Below are 19538 nucleotides of genomic sequence, written 5' to 3'. Positions count from 1 at the left end.
CAGTACCGTAAGGTGTTTGCCAATGCAGTAGTGGGAGAAGCAAGAATCCCCCTGCTTTAGCTGTGGGGAGTGTCAAAAAACATTGCTTTACAAGAAGAATAAAAAAGCATATAATTCTTTTATAATATATTTAATAAAAGAGGGTAAGAAAACGGAAAATAAAGATAAAAAAAATATAACAAGAAAAAGAATAATTAATTATGTGCTGAACAATCATGTTACATCCAAGGCGGGAATCGCAAAAGATTTAAATTTGAGTATGCCGACTGTGTTAGCAAATGTAAATGACTTGTTAGAAAAAATGGTGTTGGAAGAAACTGGGGAATATGCTTCGACCGGTGGAAGAAAGGCAAAAAGTATAGGGATTAATAAGTCATACTGTCATGCAATGGGAATTTTGATTACAGCGAATCATATAGAAATGGTATTAGTAAATCTTGGAGATGAGATTATAAAAAAAGATCGCATCCGTTTAAAATTTACGGCAGAATTATCCTATTGTACAGAAGTGGCACAAAAGGTCAAAACTTTTCTTGAAGGCGAATTAGCGAAGGATACGCTACTTGGGATTGGAGTGGCGATTCCGGGAATTATTGATCAGAAAGAACGGATCGTTTTAAAATCCCATGCTTTAGGTATAGAGAATTATAGTCTGCGCTTTTTAGAGCAGGCTTTGGAAATTCCAGTATATTTTGAAAACGATGCTAATGCTGCAATGCTTGCAGAAAAAAAGCAAAAGTATCCAAATGCGATATATCTGTCTTTGAACCACACCTTAGGAGGCGCATTCTGCATAGATGGAAAGCTGTTTCGAGGGCAGAACCAGAAAGCAGGTGAGTTTGGTCACATGATACTCGTTCCCGGTGGAAGAAAGTGTTATTGTGGTAAAGCAGGATGTGCAGATGCATATTGTGCTGCAAGTGTACTGACACAAGATAACAAGCAGTCACTGGATGTATTTATGGAAAAAATTGAAAGTGGTGATGAAAAAATTTTACAGACATGGAATGAGTATCTGGATCATCTTGCTGTTTTGATATCAAATCTGCGGATGGCATATGATATGGATATCATACTAGGAGGTGATGTGGGAGGTGTATTGTCAGATTATATGATACCACTGGGAGAAAAAGTGATGGCATATAATGGCTTTGAGCATGATGTTTCATACTTGAAAAATTGTTCGTATAAGAAAGAAGCGTCGGCTGTTGGAGCTGCGAAATACTTTTTTACAAAACATATGGCAGAATTGTAAATTTTTTGAACGCAGATAAGCAGTCCACCGCATCTGGTGCGCAGGGCATCAAGCGTTGGGTAAGGGGATGTTCACTCTGTTGGAGTTAAAAGCTCCCACTGACAGGTTGCAAAGCGAATGCGGATGTCCGATTTATATGTGTGAAAAACAAGAAGTTGTGTAAAATTAGAAAAATATATTATAGTAAAAACGGAAAGAAAACAGTAACTATGGTTTTCTTTCCGTTTTTTTTCATGTTAATTATGAAAAATATACAAAAAATATATTTTGAAATTATGAAATATATAAAAATATGAAAAAACATATTGACAAATTGTGTTTACATGGTAATAATATAATTACTTTGATAAAACATTTTATAAAACATAAAATAAAATAACATATAAAGGAGAAAACAGTTATGTTACAGCAGGTAATGACAAATCCAGGAGAAATTATTTTCAGAGAGGTTCCGGTTCCGGAGGTAAAGGAAAATCAGGTGTTGGTAAAGATTATGAATATTGGTATTTGTGGATCAGATATTCATGTTTATCATGGAAAACATCCGTTTACAAAATATCCGGTAACACAGGGACATGAGGTTTCCGGTGAGATTACAGAACTTGGAAAAAATGTCACAGAGTTTCATATGGGACAGAAGGTGACGATAGAGCCTCAGGTATATTGTGGACATTGCTATCCATGTCGTCATGGAAAGTATAATCTCTGTGAGGAATTAAAAGTAATGGGATTTCAGACGACAGGAACAGCATCTGAGTATTTTGCAGTGGATGCATCGAAAGTAACACCTATTCCAGAAGATATGTCCTATGAAGAAGGAGCTATGATCGAACCTCTTGCTGTGGCAGTTCATGGTGTAAAACAGATGGGCGATGTGGCTGGCATGAATATTGCAGTCCTTGGAGCAGGACCGATTGGAAATCTCGTGGCACAGGCAGCAAAAGGAATGGGGGCAGCGAAAGTGATGATCACAGATATCAGTGATCTTAGACTGGCAAAGGCAAAAGAATGTGGAATTGATGTGTGTGTGAATACCCAAAATAAAGACTTCGGTGAGGCAATGATCGAAGCATTTGGACCGGATAAGGCAGATGTGATCTACGACTGTGCCGGAAACAATATCACAATGGGACAGGCAATTAAATATGCAAGAAAAGGAAGCACGATCGTACTGGTGGCTGTTTTTGCAGGAATGGCAGAAGTAGATCTTGCAGTGGCAAATGACCACGAACTTGACATTAAGAGCACGATGATGTACCGCCATGATGATTACATAGATGGAATCAGACTGGTAAATGAGGGTAAAGTTCATTTGAAACCGCTCATCTCAAAGACATTTGCTTTTAAAGATTATCTGAAGGCATACCAGTATATTGATGATAACCGCGAGACAACGATGAAAGTAATTATCAACGTCAGTGAAAAGTGAGGAGTTCGTATGGAAAATAAATATGGAATTGTCGGAGTTGCCCATGTCGGGCTTCCGACAAACGATTTGCAGAAAACAGTTGAGTTTTATAAGAGTCTTGGATTTGAAGTAATTATGCAGTCTTATAATGAAAAAGCAGGGGAAAAAGTGGCATTTTTGCAGATAAAAAATTACTGTATAGAGACTTTTGAAAATGGGCAGGCGGCAATGTCAGACGGTGCATACCAACATGTTGCACTTGATGTGGAAGACATTGAAAGTATGTATCAGAAAATTTGCAATGAAAAATACACAATTATTACAGACGGAATCGAAGAACTGCCATTTTGGGAAAATGGTGTGAAGTTTTTTATGATCAAGGGACCAAATGAGGAAAGAATAGAGTTCTGTCAGAAACTCTGATAAAAATAGGAGGGACATATGGGAAGCGAAAACAAAAATGGAAAAGTACCGCTGATCAGTAAGATTGCATATGGGTTTGGTGATGTCGGATGTAATTTCAGCTGGATGTTCGTCAGTAATTTTCTGATGATATTTTATACAGACGTGTTCGGAATCAGTATGGCGGCTGTGTCAGCACTTATGCTTTTTTCGAGATTCTGGGATGCGATCAATGATCCAATCGTCGGGGGACTTACGGATAAAACAAAATCGAGATGGGGACGGTACCGTCCATGGCTGTTAGTAGCGGCACCAATTACAGCGATTCTTCTTGTTATGACATTCTGGGCAAGACCCGACTGGCCGCAGAATGGAAAGATCATTTATATGGTAATTACATATTGTCTGCTGGTTTTGGGGTATACCTGTGTGAATATTCCATATGGAACCTTGTGTGGTGCTATGACACAGGATATTGATGAACGTGCAAAAATAAATACATCCCGTTCGGTTGCAGCGATGATTGCAATTGGTGTGTTAAATATTATCACAGTTCCACTGCTCAGCAAATTCGGCAGTCACAGTGCAAAGACAGGATATCTGACGGTGGCGGTCATATATGGATGTATTTTTACAGCCTGTCATTTCTTCTGCTTTGCGAAGACGAAAGAGGCAGTGATTACTCCGGAAAAAGAAAAAATTTCTGTAAAGATACAGTTGAAAGCAGTTATGCAGAACAGACCATATCTTCTTGCATTGGCAGGACAGATATTATTTGGATTTACATTGTATGGTAGAAACGCAGATATTCTGTATTATTTTACATATGTGGAAGGGAATGCCTCCTACTACACAACTTATTCGATGTGCATTATTATTCCTTCTATCATCGGGGCAGCCTGTTTTCAACCATTATTCCGCAAGTTGAATAACAAAGGAAGAACAGCATCTCTCTTTGCTTTATTTACAGGAATTTCCATGTTGTTTATGTTTTTCTTCAATGCCAAAGAATCACCAGCTATTTTTTATGCATTATCTGGTCTCACACAGTTTTTCTTCTCTGGATTTAATACCGCAATCTATGCAATTATTCCAGACTGTGTGGAATATGGGGAGTGGAAAACCGGACTTAGAAATGACGGTTTTCAGTATGCATTTATTTCACTTGGAAATAAAATCGGAATGGCAGTTGGAACAGCACTTTTAGCAGGATTACTTGGAAAATATGGTTATATTGCAAATCAGACACAAAATGCAATTGTACTTTCAATTATGAAACATGCATTTACGACGATTCCGGGTGTACTGTGGATTGTGACTGCGGTTGTATTATTTTTCTACCGGTTAAATAAAAAACGTTATAACGAGATTGTAGAGGAACTAAAAAATGGAAGAAAAAGTTGATATCGTGGCATTGGGAGAGTTGCTTCCTATGATCCAAATTATCGCTCGTCTCTTTGGAAGAGCAAAGAGTATGCAGTGAAAAAAATGAGATCTGTCATAGAATTGGTAGATGTCATGAAGGTATCGGATGAAGAGAGTATTCTGTTGACAGAGGCGAAAAGTTATGAGCAGGCTGCAGATCAACTCCTTGCCATGGGACCAAAGCTGGTTGCCATTACATTGGGAGAACAGGGCGTTCTTATGGCAACAAAAAGCAGAAAAGAAATCATCAAAGCATTTCAGACACATGCGGTCGACATGACTGGGGCAGGTGATTCATTCTGGGGAGGCGTATTATGCAGTATCCTTTCTATGAATAAGAATGTTGAAAAAATGGAATGGGAAGAAATCAAAAAGTGTGCTGTTTTGGGAAATGCAGTTGCTGGATTGTGTGTGCAAAAGAGAGGCGGAATCCCTGCGATTCCGACGAAAGAGGCAGTGTTTGAATTTATGCAGAAATAATGAATGTATATGAACAAACTCGGGGCTGTAAAAATCACGATTTATTAATCGTTAAAGCATCAGCCCCGTGTTTTTCTGTCGGAGTATTATTCCGCTTTTATCTTTCCATCATGCTGATGGACTCAATTCCGACACTTCCGCCGCGGACAACTTCGATATGCTTGAACTCTTCTTTGATAAGCTTGATGACCGCGTCATTTTTGGTTGCGGTCTGGACGAATTCCAGAAGGAGGCTGTCTTTTCCATAGTCGATGACACGTGCCTTGAAAGTCTCAGCAATCTGGAAAAGTTCTACTTTATCTTCCGGGGAGCAGCCCTTTACCTTGATGTAAAGGATCTCCTTCATTCGAACGAACACGTCTGTAAAATCAATAACCTTGATCACCTCGATCATACGGTTCAGCTGTTTTTTGATCTGCTCAAAGGTTTCATCATCGCTGACTGTGGCGATGGTCATTCTGGAAACTGTTGGGTCTTCCGTGGTTCCAACTGTAAGACTGTCCAGGTTATAGGACTTTCCGGAGAAAAGACCGGAAATCTTGGAAAGAACACCGACCTGGTTTTCAACGTAGAGAGAGATCCATCTTTTTTTCATTCCTTTATCCATCATTCATTCCTCCTAACAATCCATGATCAGATCAGCCAGGGTGCCGCCCGGCTTGACCATCGGGTAAACCATTTCCTCCGGATCAATGATAAATTCGATGATCGTAGGAGTTTTTGTATTCTTCTTAGCCTCTTCGAAAGCAGCCGCAATCTGATCCTTCTCAGTTACGCGGATACCCTTTGCCCCATAGCTCTCTGCGAGACGGATGAAATCCGGTGTGTATTCCGGATATTCCTGCCCGTCTGTGCGGCGGGAGAGTGCACCGGCCTTCAGATTTGTCATGGCGTAACGTTTTCCGTAGAAAAGCTTCTGCCACTGGCGGACCATTCCGAGATATTCATTATTAAAGATACAGCAGATGATCGGAAGCTCCTCCAGAACTGCGGTAGCCAGCTCCTGAATGTTCATCTGCATGCCGCCGTCACCGGAAACGGAGATGACCGGTGTATCCGGATTACCGATCTTGGCACCGATAGCACCTGGAAGGCCGTAACCCATGGTTCCAAGTCCGCCGGACATGATCAGCTGACGGTTCTCGGTGATGTCTGCATACTGGCTCACCAGCATCTGATGCTGACCTACATCGGTAACAAGAATGGCCTTGTCAAACTGGCGGTTGATCTCGCCGATGATATCCAGCGGTCCCATAATACCACGGTCTTTCATGGTAAGAGGATGCTCTTCCTTCCATTCCTGGATCTGCTTCAGCCATTTGCCGGTATTACAGTCCTGTACATATTCATTCATTTTTGTTATTGCCTCTTTTGCATCGGCAACGATGGGGATGTCTACATGGATATTTCTGGAAATGGAAGCGGTGTCAATATCGATGTGGACGATCTGTGCATGCGGGGCAAATTCATGGAGCTTGCCTGTGATACGGTCGTTAAAACGGGTTCCGATGGAAAACAGAAGATCGCATTCATTCACTGCCATATTTGCGGCATAAGCGCCGTGCATACCAAGATTTCCGATAAACAGAGGGTTCTTTGTGGAAATGGCACCACGTCCCATAACGGTTGTGACAACCGGGATCTGAGTTTTCTCAACAACCTGGGTAAAAATCTCCTGCGCGCGGGAAATGATCACACCGCCGCCAGCAAGAAACAGAGGTTTTTTGGCCTTCTGCAGCATTTTGAGGGCACGTTTCAGCTGTCCGATATGCACGCTGGTGTTAGGCTTGTAGCCACGGATATTGACGGTCTTCGGATACTCAGCACTTCCCAGCTCGGCCATTACATCCTTTGGAAGGTCGATGAGAACCGGGCCTGGGCGTCCGGTGCGTGCGATATAGAAGGCTTCCTTGATGATACGTCCAAGATCCTCACGGTTGCGGACGGTAACACCGTATTTTGTGATGCTTCTGGTAATCCCGACAATATCAACCTCCTGGAACGCATCGTTTCCGATGAGGTGACGGGCAACCTGTCCGGTAAAGCATACAAGCGGAACGCTGTCATAGTTGGCAGTTGCAAGACCTGTAACAAGGTTGGTAGCTCCGGGACCGCTGGTAACGAGACATACGCCAACCTTTCCGGTAGTTCTGGCATAGGCATCTGCTTCGTGTACAAGGGCCTGCTCGTGACGTGGCAGGATGATGTCAATGCCGCTCTGTTTATATAATTCATCGCTGATATCGATGGTGCAGGCACCAGGATAGCCGAACAGAACATCAACGCCTTCTTCTTTTAAGGCTTTTACAAGCAATTTGTTTCCGGAAATCTGTTTCATGAATTGGTTCCCTCCTTTGATGATGTGAAAAGTTAAGCAGATAAGGGCTGCCGCGAGAAATTTTTCCAATAAAAAAGTCCCGGCATATCGGATAAAATATGCTCAGGACGGATGATTCCGCGGTACCACCTGTTTTCAGAGGTAAAACTCTGCTCTCTGCCAGTACAAAATTATACTGCCTCCCTGTAACGTGGGAATGACGATGAAGCCTACTGCATGAAGATCCATGGTTCAGTCCACTGCTCGAGGGCTACTTCCACAGTTCAGTCACGAAGATTCTCACCGGCCATCTTCTCTCTGTGCATCCGGAGACTGTGTACTACTCCCTGTCATTGCATTTAGTAAATATGGATAAAAATTTTTATCATTATAATATAAAATATCGGAACTGTCAATCAAAAATCCTGATGGCTCAACGGGTGAGCCGGGGATTACGATAACAGTTCCGATATGGATGATATTAAGTATTAAATATTTTTTCGGTACATCAGCTGTTTCTTGTTACGGAGCTGGAGCCTGCTTACTCAGGATTCGGTATTATCCCGTGTTTCAGGATCTTTTTCCGGAAGGTAGACATGCACTTTCTCGATACGGTTTTTATCCAGCTTTTCTACGATCAGACGGATTCCGTCCTCTGTGATCACTTCGTCACCGGCAACAGGCAGACGATCCAGATGTTCGATGATAAATCCACCCAGGGAATCATAATCCTCGGAATCCAGTTCCGTATCCAGATGATCATTTACGTCATCCAGATGCATGGAACCTTCGATGATATATTCCCGGTCGGAAATCTTCTGGACAAGCTCGTCCTCCTTCTCATCGTATTCGTCATGGATCTCACCCACGATCTCCTCCAGGATATCTTCCAGTGTGATCAGTCCGGCCATATCACCGTATTCATCCAGTACAATGGCAATGTTGAAGGTGGAGTCCTTCATTTCCACAAGAAGATCGGAAATGCTTTTTGTTTCGTAAGTGAAATGCGGCTTTCGGAGGAAATGATCGATAACAAATTCCTCATTTTTGTCGTAAAGAAGAAGATCCTTCATGTTGATGATTCCCACAATGTTGTTCTGGCTGTCCTTATAAACCGGCAGACGTGTGAACTTATCCTCGCGGAAAATATCGATCAGCTCATCATAGGTGGATTCTACATCCGCAAAGGTAACATGTACTCTTGGAACCATGATATCCTTGGCTGTGGCATCTCCAAGATCAAACACATTGTAGATCATTTCTTTTTCGTCGGATTCAATGACACCGTCCTCATGGCTGACGTCCACGATAGTACGAAGCTCCTCCTCGGTCATGGCCTTGCTGGCTGCATCCGGATCCACACGCATCAGGCGCATCACACCTCTTGAAAAGAGATTGATGATGAAGATCACCGGTGTCATGATGGTCATAAGAAATTTAAAGACCGGGATATAGCGGAGGGTGATCTTTTCAGAGTTAATGGTTGCGTAGTTCTTGGGGGTGATCTCACCGAAGATCAGGATCAGAACCGTCAGAATCACCGTCACGATGCTGACCATATAGCCGCCAAAGCTGTATGCAAGTGTGGTTGCAAGGGAAGAAGCTGAAATGTTCACAATGTTGTTTCCGATGAGAATCGCACTGAGAAGCTTGGGCGTCTGGTTCTCCAGGATATCGAGAGCCATGGCTGCACGCTTGTTTCCCTCGTCTGCAAGAGAGCGGAGACGGATCTTGTTTACCGACATCAGCGCGGTTTCGTTAGATGAGAAAAAGGCTGACAATGCCAGCAGAATAAGTAATATGATTATCTGGTAAGTGTCGCTGGGGTCCACTTTCAATATTCACTCCTTTAAAAATAAGATTATTTGGTTAAAAATATACAGATACTCCCACATTATATACGTTTTACTGGATTTTGGCAAGAGCCGGACCGGTACAGCGCATATAGATATATGGAAAAAATACGAAAATAAGTCTGCTTCTTGACAAAAGAGTAAGTTCAGACTAACATATATGTATATTCATATATAAAGAAGAACTGTATAGGAATGGAAGGAGAGGTTTATGTTTCTGGAGATAAAAGGAATCAAAAAATCCTTCGGGGCAGGAGAGAGCCATGTAGATGTTCTGAAGGGGATCGATCTTGAGATTGAAAAGGGAGAATTTTGTGTGCTTCTGGGGCCGTCCGGTTCCGGGAAATCCACGCTGCTAAACATTATTGGCGGCATTGACGGAGCGGATGCAGGAAGCATTACCATTCAGGGAGAACAGCTGGAGGATATGAATGAAAAGAAGCTTTCCCTCTACCGCAGAAAACATCTGGGATATATTTTTCAGATGTATAATCTGATCCCCAATCTGACTGTGAGGGAGAATATTGAAGTTGGTGCTTATTTAAGTGACAGACCGCTGGATGTGGATGAACTGCTGGAGACACTGGGACTTTATGAACATCAGCGGAAGTTTCCGAACCAGCTTTCGGGAGGGCAGCAGCAGAGAACTGCTATTGGACGTGCCATTGTAAAAAATCCGGATATCCTGCTTTGTGATGAGCCTACCGGCGCTCTGGACTACAACACCTCCAAGGAAATCCTGAAGCTGATCGAAACAGTCAATCACAAATACGGAAATACTATAGTCATGGTTACTCATAACGATGCCATCAAGGATATGGCAGACCGCGTGGTAAAGCTTCGTGACGGGATGATCCGCAGAAACTATCAGAATGAGCAGAAGATTCCGGCTACTGACCTGGAATGGTAAGGGGGCATTATGAAGAATCCTTTACGTAAACGTATCCCCAGGGAACTGAAGGGGGAATTTGGAAAATATCTGGTGGTTTTCCTGCTGATGGTACTGACCATCGGGTTTGTGTCCGGCTTTCTGGTAGCCGATGGAAGCATGCTGAAGGCTTATAATGAGAGCTTTGATAAATATAATATCGAAAACGGAAATTTCCGTACTGCGGAAAAGATTTACAGTTCTCAGTGGAAGGATATTGAAGCTGCCGGTGTTAAGCTTTATGAGAACTACTATATAGAAGAAGATCTGGATAACGGAAGCACCATGCGTTTTTTTAAAAACCGTGAGAAGGTGAATAAGGTCTGCCTGATGAAGGGAGAAATGCCGTCAGGGCAGGGTGAGATCGCCATTGACCGTATGTATGCGGATAACAACAGTCTTAAGGTAGGAGATACCCTGATCAGAGGTGAAAAATCCTGGAAGATCACAGGTCTGGTGGCACTTTCGGATTACAGTGCCCTGTTTCAGAATAATAATGATTCCATGTTTGATTCTGTAAAGTTTGGTGTGGCGATCGTAGCTCCGGAGGAATTTGAAAACCTGGATCAGGAAAAGCTCCGGTACAATTATGCATGGATATATGATCATCAGCCAAAGAACGAAAAAGAGGAGAAGAAAGTTTCCGAAAATCTCATGGAAGACATTGGCAAAGTGGTAGCTCTGGAAAGCTTTGTCCCACGTTATCTTAACCAGGCGATCATTTTCACCGGTGATGATATGGGCGGAGACAGGGCAATGGTCATCACGCTTCTTTATATTGTGATCGTGATCATGGCTTTTGTGTTTGGAATTACCATCAGCAATACGATCCGAAAGGAAGCCGGTGTTATCGGTACGTTACGTGCATCCGGTTATACCAGACGGGAGCTGATCCTTCATTATATGACGCTTCCGGTTCTGGTCACGCTGGCCGGTGCCCTGATCGGAAATATTCTTGGATATACCGTATTTAAGGGTGTATGTGCAGACATGTATTACGGGAGCTATAGTCTGCCGACTTATGTGACCGTATGGAATGCAGATGCCTTTCTTCTGACAACCGTAGTTCCGGTCATCATTATGATACTGATCGATCATGCGGTGCTCAGGTACCGCCTGCAGCTTTCGCCTCTGAAGTTTCTGCGAAGGGATTTTTCCGGTAAAAAACAGAAACGTGCAGTGTATTTAAGTCCGAAGATAGGAATTTTTTCTAGGTTTCGCCTCCGGGTGATCTTTCAGAATGTCAGCAGTTATCTGGTGCTGTTTGTGGGAGTTGTTTTCGCAAATCTGCTGCTGTTTTTCGGAATGCTTCTTCCGTCTGCACTGGATCATTATCAGCTTGAGATCCAGGAAAATATGCTGGCGAAATATCAGTACATGCTTTCGGTTCCGGCAAGTGCCTATTCAGGAAATAAAGCGGATGCCATGAATTCTCTTCTGGAATATTATACGGATACCAGAACGAACAATGAAGATGCGGAAAAATTTTCTGTCTATTCCCTGAATACCATGCCTGATAAATATAAAAGTGAGGAGATCACTTTTTACGGAGTGGAGCCGGATAGTAAATATATCCATGCGGATCTTTCGGGAGACGGCGTTTATATTTCCAGCGCTTATGCGGACAAATTCCGGATCAAGGAGGGGGATACCATAACTCTGAAGGAAAAATACGAGAAGGATGAGTATTCCTTTAAAGTAGACGGAATCTATGATTATACGGCAAGCCTCTGTGTATTTATGGAGCGTGATAAGCTGAATGAGGCGTTTGATCTTGGGGATGATTATTTTGGAGGATATTTTTCCGATACAGAGATCAGGGATATCCCTTCAAAATATATCGGTTCTGTCATTGACCTGGAAGCTCTTACAAAAATATCCAGGCAGCTGGATGTTTCCATGGGAGATATGATGGGAATGATGTATGGATTTTCCGTGACCATTTTTCTGGTGGTGATCTATCTGCTTTCCAAGGTTATCATCGAAAAAAATGCCCAGTCGATTTCCATGACCAAGATTCTGGGTTATACAAATGGCGAGATCAGTCGTTTGTATATACTTTCTACATCACTTGTGGTGGTGTTCTGCCTGCTGTTAAGCCTTCCGGTTGAACGGCAGATCATGGAAGTGCTATTCAGAGAGATGATGCTTTCCAGTATTTCGGGATGGATCACTATGTGGGTGGATCCCATGATCTATGTGAAAATGACAGCGATCGGAATCGCAGCTTATGGGATGGTAGCAGTGCTGGAATTTCGGAGGATCCGTCATGTGCCCATGGATGAAGCACTGAAAAATGTGGAATAATATGTGACATCCATATATATATCCGGAAAAATAATTCAGGATATCCGGAAATCTTACAGAATACGCAACAGGATCAGGAGTATGTGTGGTTTAACTGAATGCGGATGCTTTTATCCGCTCAAACAGTTATCTGTGAATAGCCACATATACTCCTTAAATATTCATAAATTTTCCGGAATACTGGAAATATTACTACAAACTTGTTATAATAATCCCATACTTCCCGTTGGAGGGAATAATTCAAACAGGAAATCAGGTGAGGAACATGGCAGGCAGAAAGAAGGATCCGCTGTATAAAAGCTTCGGATATGCATTTCAGGGGATTTTTACCTGCATCCGCAAGGAAAGAAATATGAAGATCCACTGTATGGTGGCAGCACTTGTGGTGATCGCAGGACTGATCCTTGGGCTTTCCGTGACAGAGTGGTGCATCTGCCTGGGGCTGTTCGGAATGGTGATGGCGCTGGAACTGGTGAATACGGCAGTGGAAGCTGTGGTGGATCTGGTCACAGAGGAACGTCATCCTCTGGCAAAGATCGCCAAGGACACAGCGGCCGGGGCAGTACTGATCGCAGCGATCATGGCAGCAATCGTCGGACTGATCATTTTTGTTCCCAAGGGACTTGTTTTTCTGGGAATATGACAGGAACAGAAAACTTTTGTTTCAGGATAGGGTCTGGTGTCGGACTGTGGTGTGATGGTCCGGCAGCTGCCGGTTTCAGGAAAGGAGAAAATATTATGGAATTAGGTGAAGGACTGAAGAAAATTTTATTGGTGGGTATTGGTACAGCAGCAGTGACAGCAGAGAAATCCAAAGAAATCCTGGATGAACTGGTAAAAAAGGGTGAGCTTACGGTTGAACAGGGTAAGGTTCTTAATCAGGAGCTGAAGCATAACATCAAATCAACGGTTAAGACAGCTGCTGATTCTGTAAAGGAATCTGCAGCCAGAAAGAATGATCAGGAAGAACTGAAGGCAACGATTTCCAGGCTGACACCGGAGCAGCTGGCTGCTGTGAAGGCGCAGATCGAGCGCATGCAGGCCGAGGCTGCTGAGAAGAAAGCCGAGACAGCAGAAGAACCGGCAGAGGAAGCTGTACAGGAAACTTCTGCGGAAACAGAAAATGCAGAAGATACCGGGAGCGAAGAACAGGCAGCAGAGTAACCGACTGCGGATTGCAAATATCCGCTTGACTAAACGACAACGCAGACGGAGCAGTAAATGGAGAAGTTTATGGGCAGAGAAGAAAAGGAGAAAAAAGAGAAAGGCGGATATGGAGAGCGGCTGAGAGAGATTACAGCCGTTTTGAAAAAGCATGCCATTACCCGTGGTGTTTCTCCTGAGAAGCTCCGGCTCATACTGGAAGATCTGGGCCCAACTTATATTAAGTTGGGTCAGATTATGTCTCTTCGTTCCGATATTCTGCCGAAACGCTACTGTGACGAGCTGATGAAGCTCTGCTCAGAGGTACCGCCGATGCCTTTTTCCCAGGTGATCGAGGTACTGGAAGAGTCCATGGGATGTCCGTGGCAGGAGGAATTTCAGCATATTGAGCAGAAACCTCTGGGAGCGGCATCGATTGCCCAGGTACATCGTGCCACGCTGAAGACGGGCGAAGAGGTTGTGATCAAGGTTCAGCGAAAAGGAATCTATGAGACCATGGCCAGGGATATCGGCCTGATGCATAAAGCAGTGCGTCTGATGCCGCCGGTGAGTATTAAGGGCATGGTGGATCTGAACATGGTTTTAAGTGAACTGTGGACTGTGACTCAGGAGGAGATGAATTTCCTGACGGAAGCTGCAAATATGGCGGAATTTGCAAAAAAGAACAAAGATGTGGCTTTTGTGAAAGTACCGATTCTCTACCGTGAGTATATTTCGCCGCATATTCTTGTGATGGAATATATTGACGGTTTTGCTGTCAATGACAAGGCGGATCTTCTGGCCAATGGTTATGATCTTAATGAGATCGGAACGAAATATGTGGATAATTTCATCAAACAGGTGATGGAGGATGGCTTTTTCCATGCGGATCCACATCCGGGAAACGTGCGGATCCAGGATGGAAAGATCGTCTGGATCGATATGGGGATGATGGGACGGCTTACAGAGCACGATCGTCAGCTGATCGCAGAAGCTATTGAAGGGGTTGCCATGAACAACATCGGCAAGATCCAGGATGCGGTCCTGGCTCTTGGGGAGTTTAAAGGCAAACCGGATTCCAGCAAGCTTTATGAGGATATCCGCGGACTTATGGAGAAATACGGTACTGCGGATATGGGGAACATTGATGTGGCTGAAGTGATGGTGGACCTGATGGAGGTCATGAAGGAGAATAAGATCATGATGCCTCACGGACTGACCATGCTTGCGAGAGGACTGACTCATGTGGAGGGGGTTCTGGCTGAGATCTGCCCGGACATCAATATGACACAGATTGCTGCGGCAAGGCTCAAGGAGCAGCTGTTCAGCAATGGGAACTGGAAGCGTGAGATAAAAAAAGAAGGAAAAAATCTTGCCTGGTCCCTGAAACGTGCAGTGGATATTCCTTCTCTGGCAGCAGATTTTCTTCAGGGCTGTATGAAAGGGCAGACAAAGATCAATCTGGATCTTCATGCCTCGGATGATCTGGCGTGGCTTTTGCGGCGGCTGGTGCGGAATATTGTGATGGGGCTGTGGGTGATGGCACTTCTGATCAGTTCCAGCATTATCTGTACTACAGATATGAAACCAAAGCTGTGGGGGATTCCGGCGTTGGGGGCTTTTGGCTATGTGTTTGCTTTTATTATTGTTTTGTATGTGTTTATCAAGCATTTCTTTTCAGGAAAAAAATAAAAGACGGAGATCATTTGCAGAGTCTGCGGGATGGTTTCCGTCTTTTTTTGCTGTTATGGAATTGTTTCGGTCTGCTGTTATAACTGCGATTAGGAGCTATCATCTTCCGACCAGCTGGTAAAGGACGGAGTGCGGGTGTTTGGTCAGGTGTAGATGGTTCCGCTGTAGGCTTTGCGGAATTCCCTTGGGGTGTAGCCGGTTCCCTGGCGGAAGTAGTTGCAGAAGGAGGGAGCGTCCCGGAAGCCGCAGGAGAGAGCTGCTTCTGTGATGGTGCAGGAGGAGGAGCAGAGAAGCTGGGCTGCCATCTGGAGGCGGTGTTTCAGGAGATATTGTTTTGGGGAGGTGTTTTCATGTTCCATGAAGATCCGGTAAAGATAGGAACGGTCGATTCCTACGTAGTGTGCCACGTCTGAAATCTGGATGGGGTAGGCATAGTTGTTTCTAATGTATTCGGAGGCTTTCTGAAAGTACAGGTTTGAGATGTCGGTCCTGCTTTCGGAGGGCTTTTTTTGCATGTCGGATAATATCAGGAGGAGGTTTCCTGTGGAGGCAAGGTCGTTTCCGTTGTTTTCGGAAAAGGTGTCAAGTAGGCTTTGCATGTGGGTGAGGAGGCTGTTTTGCCGGGAGGGTGTTTCCGGGGTGAAGATTGGGGTGTCGGAAAATACGGTTTGTTTCAGGATTTCTTTGCAGGCGGAGCCGTCAAAGCCTGCCCAGGCATAGCTCCAGGGGTCGGAGGTGTCGGCGCGGTAGTAGATGGAGTCCATGGGGCGGATGAGAAAGGCGTCGCCTGCTTTCAGATGGTAGGTGTGGCCGCTGCACTGGTAGATGCCTTTGCCGTGGAAGATCACGTGGAGAAGGTAGTGTGGGCGCATGGCCGGGCCGAAGGAGTGGTTCGGACCGCAGTCTTCCTGGCCGCAGAAGTAGACGGAGAGGGTGTGCTGGGTTTGGGTTTCTTTGGAATCGTTTTTCATTTGGGTGGCCTCCTGTTTTTGGGTTATTCAACAAAAACGCAATTTTGGGTCACAAAATGGGATGGAATGTTGTATGAGGTGATTATACAATATTGGGTGTGGGAAGGGCAAGGATGGATATGGATATACGGACGCCCGTGAGGTGTGTGCTGCCTGTCGGCGGGGCTTCGTCGGGGGCTGACTTCTAAGCCGCTGAAAATCTGCTAAAAGCGCTTTAAAAATTCTCGAACTCGCGTCTGAAGCCGCTCAGACAGCGAGAATTTTTGAAGCAACGCAGATTTCCACCGGCTAAGAATCAGCACCCCTCCTGCAGAGTCCGCCGACAGGCAGCACACACCTCACGGGCTGGTATTTCAGGGCGGAAGGGATAGAGTGGCGATGGCGGGAGGGATTACAGGTGAGGAGGGAAGGGGATGGAGAAAATGTGGCTGGCGGAGAGGGGATTTGGTTCAGAGTGGGAATGGTGGTGTTTTCCCGGGAGTTGGATGAGTCATCAGCGCTACGCTGGATGACTGGGACGAAAGGCAGAGTTTCCCTGTGGTCTGCCGGGGAAGAATGGGTCGAGGCGTTTCGCTGTCGACTTGGAGGTGAGTTGTTGTGGCAATGCAGTGGCGCCGGGATGAGATATCAATACATAGGAATATAGAGGAACACAGCGGAGCAGGATGAATACATCGGTGTAGCGTAGCATTATCAATACCGTAGAATACATCGCCGTGCCAATACATTAACACATTTCCACAGCGTACGACAATATAGCGTGCCCGGAAAGGGGGAGTGCGAGGGGGAAAAGCGGGCTTCGCAACTCTGAGTGTTTTCTCCCTCGCAGATTTCCTCCGCTTTGAAAAGCGGATAAATTTACACTAATACCCCCAAAAATAACCTCAACATTAAAAAAATAGATTTACATATAAAAGGAGGAGCCTCAACATGAAAACAACTATATTAAAAAACGAATTCTGGTACGGTGGTGCAGTCTATGAAGGCTACCGCCAGCCCGTAGGTGCAGACGACATTGTGGACTGGGATTTCCGCGAAAACCCAACCCACAATCAGATCATGCCTTTATTCCTTTCCTCGAAAGGCCGCTACATCTGGAGCGATGCAGGTTTTCACATTTCTTTCAGAAATGGTGAGATCCTGGCGGAAGGTCCGGAACCTATCATTCTGAAAGATGGCTTCAATGATCTGCGAGGTGCATACCTGGCAGCCATGAAAGCGCATTTTCCATTTCATGAGATCAAACTTTCAGACAGGTTTTTCAAAGTACCGGTATACAATTCCTGGATCGAACTTACCTATTATCAGACCCAGAAGAATATCCTGAAATATGCAAAAGGTATTCTGGAAAATGGTTTTCCATCCGGTGTTCTGATGATCGATGATGGCTGGTCTCCTTATTATGGAAGGTGGCAGTTCAGGGGGGATAATTTCAAGGATGCGAAGGCGATGCTCAAAGAATTGCATGAGATGGGATTTTCTGTGATGCTGTGGATCTGTCCGTTTATTACTCCGGATACGTTGGAGTTCCGGGAGGCTAGGGATAAGCATTTTCTGATTGAAACTCCGGAGGGAAAACCTCGTATCCTGGAGTGGTGGAATGGGTATTCTGCAGCTTTGGATCTGACGAATCCGGATGCGATGAAGTGGCTGAAGGATCAGCTGGATGTTCTGACGGATATGGGTGTGGATGGCTTTAAACTGGACGCGGGTGATCCTTGTTATTATCATGCGGGTGATAAGCTGTTCCGTGATGTTTCTACGGATGAGTTGTCCAGGCTTTGGGCTGAGTTTGGAGAGCAGTTTGCGTTTAATGAGCTGAGAGTGTGTTTCCGGGCCGGGGGTTATTCTCTGATGCAGAGACTTTGTGATAAGCAGACGAAGTGGGATGAGAGTGGTATTGCGGGATTGATCCCGGATACGTTGCTCCAGGGGCTTACTGGGCATCCTTTTGGCAGTCCGGATATGATTGGCGGGGGTGAGTATACCTGCTTTTTGAATGGGAATGAGAATGCGTGTACGCCGGAGATGTTTGTGCGGTATGCACAGATCGCGGCTTTGATGCCGGTGATGCAGTTTTCGGCTTCTCCGTGGAGGGTGCTGCCTGAGGCGGATTTTCAGAAGGTTAAGGCTGCGCTGGCGCTCAGAGAGAAATGTCTGCCGGAGATTTTCAAGGCTGTAGAGTGTGCGAAAGTTACTGGTGAGCCGATTGCCCGTTCTATGGAGTTTGTTTTCCCTGGACAGGGTATGGAGAGGGTGATGGATCAGTTTATGGTTGGTGATGCGCTTTTGGTGGCGCCTGTTTGGAAGCAGGGGGAGGTTGTCAGAAGTGTGACTTTGCCTGAGGGGCAGTGGAGGTGTGTTAGCCTTGGAGAGACTGAGGGTGATGTACTGAATGGTGGCCGGAATGTGGTTCTTGGTGAGAATGATGGGCTGGTTGTTTTGAGGAGAGTGTAGGACAACGCACAACAATTGCGTGCCCGGAAAGGGGGAGCGCGAGGGGGAAAAACGGGCTTCGCAACTCTGAGTGCTTTCCCCCTCGCAGATTTCCTCCGCTTTGAAAAGCGAAAATACTATATCTAAAAATACTATATCTAAATAAATAACAATTTTCCCAAGCTTTTCATCACAAAAGCGAAATATCCTCCTCCGGAGGAAGCAGCTTCTTAAAAAATCGATACAACAGCATCGAATTTATAAAAGCTACAAGTCCAAATCCAAAGAAAAACCAGCAGCATGCGTAAAGTGGCTGTAGCTTTGCATCGAGATATGTCATATACAATGGAAAGATCGTGATCACCGCAATGGCGATCGTTGTGGGGAAATGCATAAATGCCAGCAGAAATGCATTTCTGCAAAGTGCCCCCAGTGTATTAGCAAAGGTTGCGATTACCGGGAATATGTATAAAGTAAAAATTATCAGCAAAGTCAGAACCCCCACAGAAAGATAAAACAGCATATGTGCAGCGCTTCCTTCTGCATGGAGCAGAAAGCGGATATTCAGGATGAGCATGGTTCCGGCAGCAAGGATCAGCAGCCATATGATCAGTGACTGTTTGAAGTTTTCCTTAAAAGCTCTGAAAAATGTTTTCGTTGTGCCGTTGTTATTCCCTTTTACTGTACGCATCATGCAGTGATAAAGGGCAGTTAGTGATGGCCCAATGGTGATCACGGGGATGCAGCAGAGAATAAAAAGAAGATTGGCGATCACGATGTCACCCAGCTTGTTGAGAAATACATGGACGACATTATCTTCATTTAAAAGATTCATAACGAAATACCGTTACTGAAAACTTATAAAAAGTTATAAACTTCTATGTTTCATTCCTACTTCAACGAGTATGCTTTTGATGATAT

At 44.7% G+C, this 19538-nt stretch carries 16 protein-coding genes and 1 other annotated feature; of the genes, 11 read left to right on the top strand and 5 right to left on the bottom strand.

Translation table 11 applies throughout. The features are described 5' to 3' along the window. Positions 1-82: 82 nt before the first annotated feature. The 5 genes from LKD46_RS16260 to LKD46_RS16240 all read left to right on the top strand — a co-directional run bounded on the left by LKD46_RS16260 (position 83) and on the right by LKD46_RS16240 (position 4970). Positions 83-1255: an ROK family protein gene (locus LKD46_RS16260; protein ID WP_330409320.1), complete on the top strand. Its 1173-nt coding sequence runs from the start codon at positions 83-85 to the stop codon at positions 1253-1255. Positions 1256-1655: 400 nt separating this feature from the next. Beyond that, positions 1656-2684: a zinc-dependent alcohol dehydrogenase gene (locus tag LKD46_RS16255; RefSeq protein ID WP_110104207.1), complete on the top strand. Its 1029-nt coding sequence runs from the start codon at positions 1656-1658 to the stop codon at positions 2682-2684. Between the two features lie 9 nt (positions 2685-2693). Next, on the top strand, positions 2694-3086 hold the full coding sequence (locus LKD46_RS16250) for a VOC family protein (protein ID WP_008369413.1): 393 nt from the start codon (positions 2694-2696) through the stop codon (positions 3084-3086). An 18-nt stretch (positions 3087-3104) separates the two neighbouring features. Next, positions 3105-4469 (top strand): MFS transporter, encoded by a 1365-nt coding sequence (locus tag LKD46_RS16245; RefSeq protein WP_015526067.1) that lies wholly within the window; start codon positions 3105-3107, stop codon positions 4467-4469. Between the two features lie 84 nt (positions 4470-4553). Further along, on the top strand, positions 4554-4970 hold the full coding sequence (locus LKD46_RS16240; RefSeq protein ID WP_243165008.1) for a carbohydrate kinase family protein: 417 nt from the start codon (positions 4554-4556) through the stop codon (positions 4968-4970). Between the two features lie 97 nt (positions 4971-5067). Here the strand turns inward: LKD46_RS16240 and ilvN are convergent, their stop codons facing one another. The 3 genes from ilvN to LKD46_RS16225 all read right to left on the bottom strand — a co-directional run bounded on the left by ilvN (position 5068) and on the right by LKD46_RS16225 (position 9119). Beyond that, positions 5068-5577, bottom strand: coding sequence for an acetolactate synthase small subunit (ilvN, locus tag LKD46_RS16235; RefSeq protein WP_015526065.1), 510 nt, complete (start codon positions 5575-5577; stop codon positions 5068-5070). A 12-nt stretch (positions 5578-5589) separates the two neighbouring features. Next, the gene (ilvB, locus tag LKD46_RS16230; RefSeq protein WP_015526064.1) at positions 5590-7308 is read right to left on the bottom strand and encodes a biosynthetic-type acetolactate synthase large subunit; all 1719 of its coding nucleotides are present in this window, start codon (positions 7306-7308) and stop codon (positions 5590-5592) included. Between the two features lie 100 nt (positions 7309-7408). Further along, positions 7409-7650 (bottom strand) — a binding site (T-box leader). 182 nt (positions 7651-7832) lie between these two features. After that, on the bottom strand, positions 7833-9119 hold the full coding sequence (locus LKD46_RS16225) for an HlyC/CorC family transporter (RefSeq protein ID WP_110104213.1): 1287 nt from the start codon (positions 9117-9119) through the stop codon (positions 7833-7835). A gap of 232 nt (positions 9120-9351) precedes the next feature. Between LKD46_RS16225 and LKD46_RS16220 the strand changes: the two genes are divergently transcribed. From LKD46_RS16220 to LKD46_RS16200, 5 genes are all read left to right on the top strand, one after another. Continuing rightward, positions 9352-10050 (top strand): ABC transporter ATP-binding protein, encoded by a 699-nt coding sequence (locus LKD46_RS16220; RefSeq protein ID WP_110104208.1) that lies wholly within the window; start codon positions 9352-9354, stop codon positions 10048-10050. A 9-nt stretch (positions 10051-10059) separates the two neighbouring features. Continuing rightward, positions 10060-12375, top strand: a complete 2316-nt coding sequence (locus LKD46_RS16215; protein ID WP_227574376.1) for an ABC transporter permease — start codon at positions 10060-10062, stop codon at positions 12373-12375. A 265-nt stretch (positions 12376-12640) separates the two neighbouring features. Beyond that, entirely contained in the window at positions 12641-13018 is a 378-nt protein-coding gene (locus LKD46_RS16210; protein WP_118513239.1) for a diacylglycerol kinase family protein, read from the top strand. A gap of 92 nt (positions 13019-13110) precedes the next feature. Beyond that, positions 13111-13539: a hypothetical protein gene (locus LKD46_RS16205; RefSeq protein WP_110104214.1), complete on the top strand. Its 429-nt coding sequence runs from the start codon at positions 13111-13113 to the stop codon at positions 13537-13539. 69 nt (positions 13540-13608) lie between these two features. Then, on the top strand, positions 13609-15210 hold the full coding sequence (locus LKD46_RS16200; protein ID WP_110104210.1) for an ABC1 kinase family protein: 1602 nt from the start codon (positions 13609-13611) through the stop codon (positions 15208-15210). 143 nt (positions 15211-15353) lie between these two features. On the opposite strand, the gene LKD46_RS16195 is transcribed toward LKD46_RS16200, so the two are convergent. Continuing rightward, on the bottom strand, positions 15354-16181 hold the full coding sequence (locus LKD46_RS16195) for an AraC family transcriptional regulator (RefSeq protein ID WP_110104211.1): 828 nt from the start codon (positions 16179-16181) through the stop codon (positions 15354-15356). 930 nt (positions 16182-17111) lie between these two features. Between LKD46_RS16195 and LKD46_RS16190 the strand changes: the two genes are divergently transcribed. After that, on the top strand, positions 17112-18638 hold the full coding sequence (locus tag LKD46_RS16190; RefSeq protein WP_015526056.1) for a glycoside hydrolase family 31 protein: 1527 nt from the start codon (positions 17112-17114) through the stop codon (positions 18636-18638). A 169-nt stretch (positions 18639-18807) separates the two neighbouring features. On the opposite strand, the gene LKD46_RS16185 is transcribed toward LKD46_RS16190, so the two are convergent. Then, complete coding sequence (locus tag LKD46_RS16185; protein ID WP_015526055.1) at positions 18808-19452, bottom strand: YesL family protein; 645 nt, start codon at positions 19450-19452, stop codon at positions 18808-18810. Between the last annotated feature and the right edge of the window lie 86 nt (positions 19453-19538).

Source organism: Blautia fusiformis (genome assembly GCF_020686995.1).
Classification (GTDB): domain Bacteria; phylum Bacillota; class Clostridia; order Lachnospirales; family Lachnospiraceae; genus Blautia_A; species Blautia_A fusiformis.
Note: the sequence above shows the minus strand (reverse complement) of the source record. Positions and strands in the feature narration are given on the sequence as shown.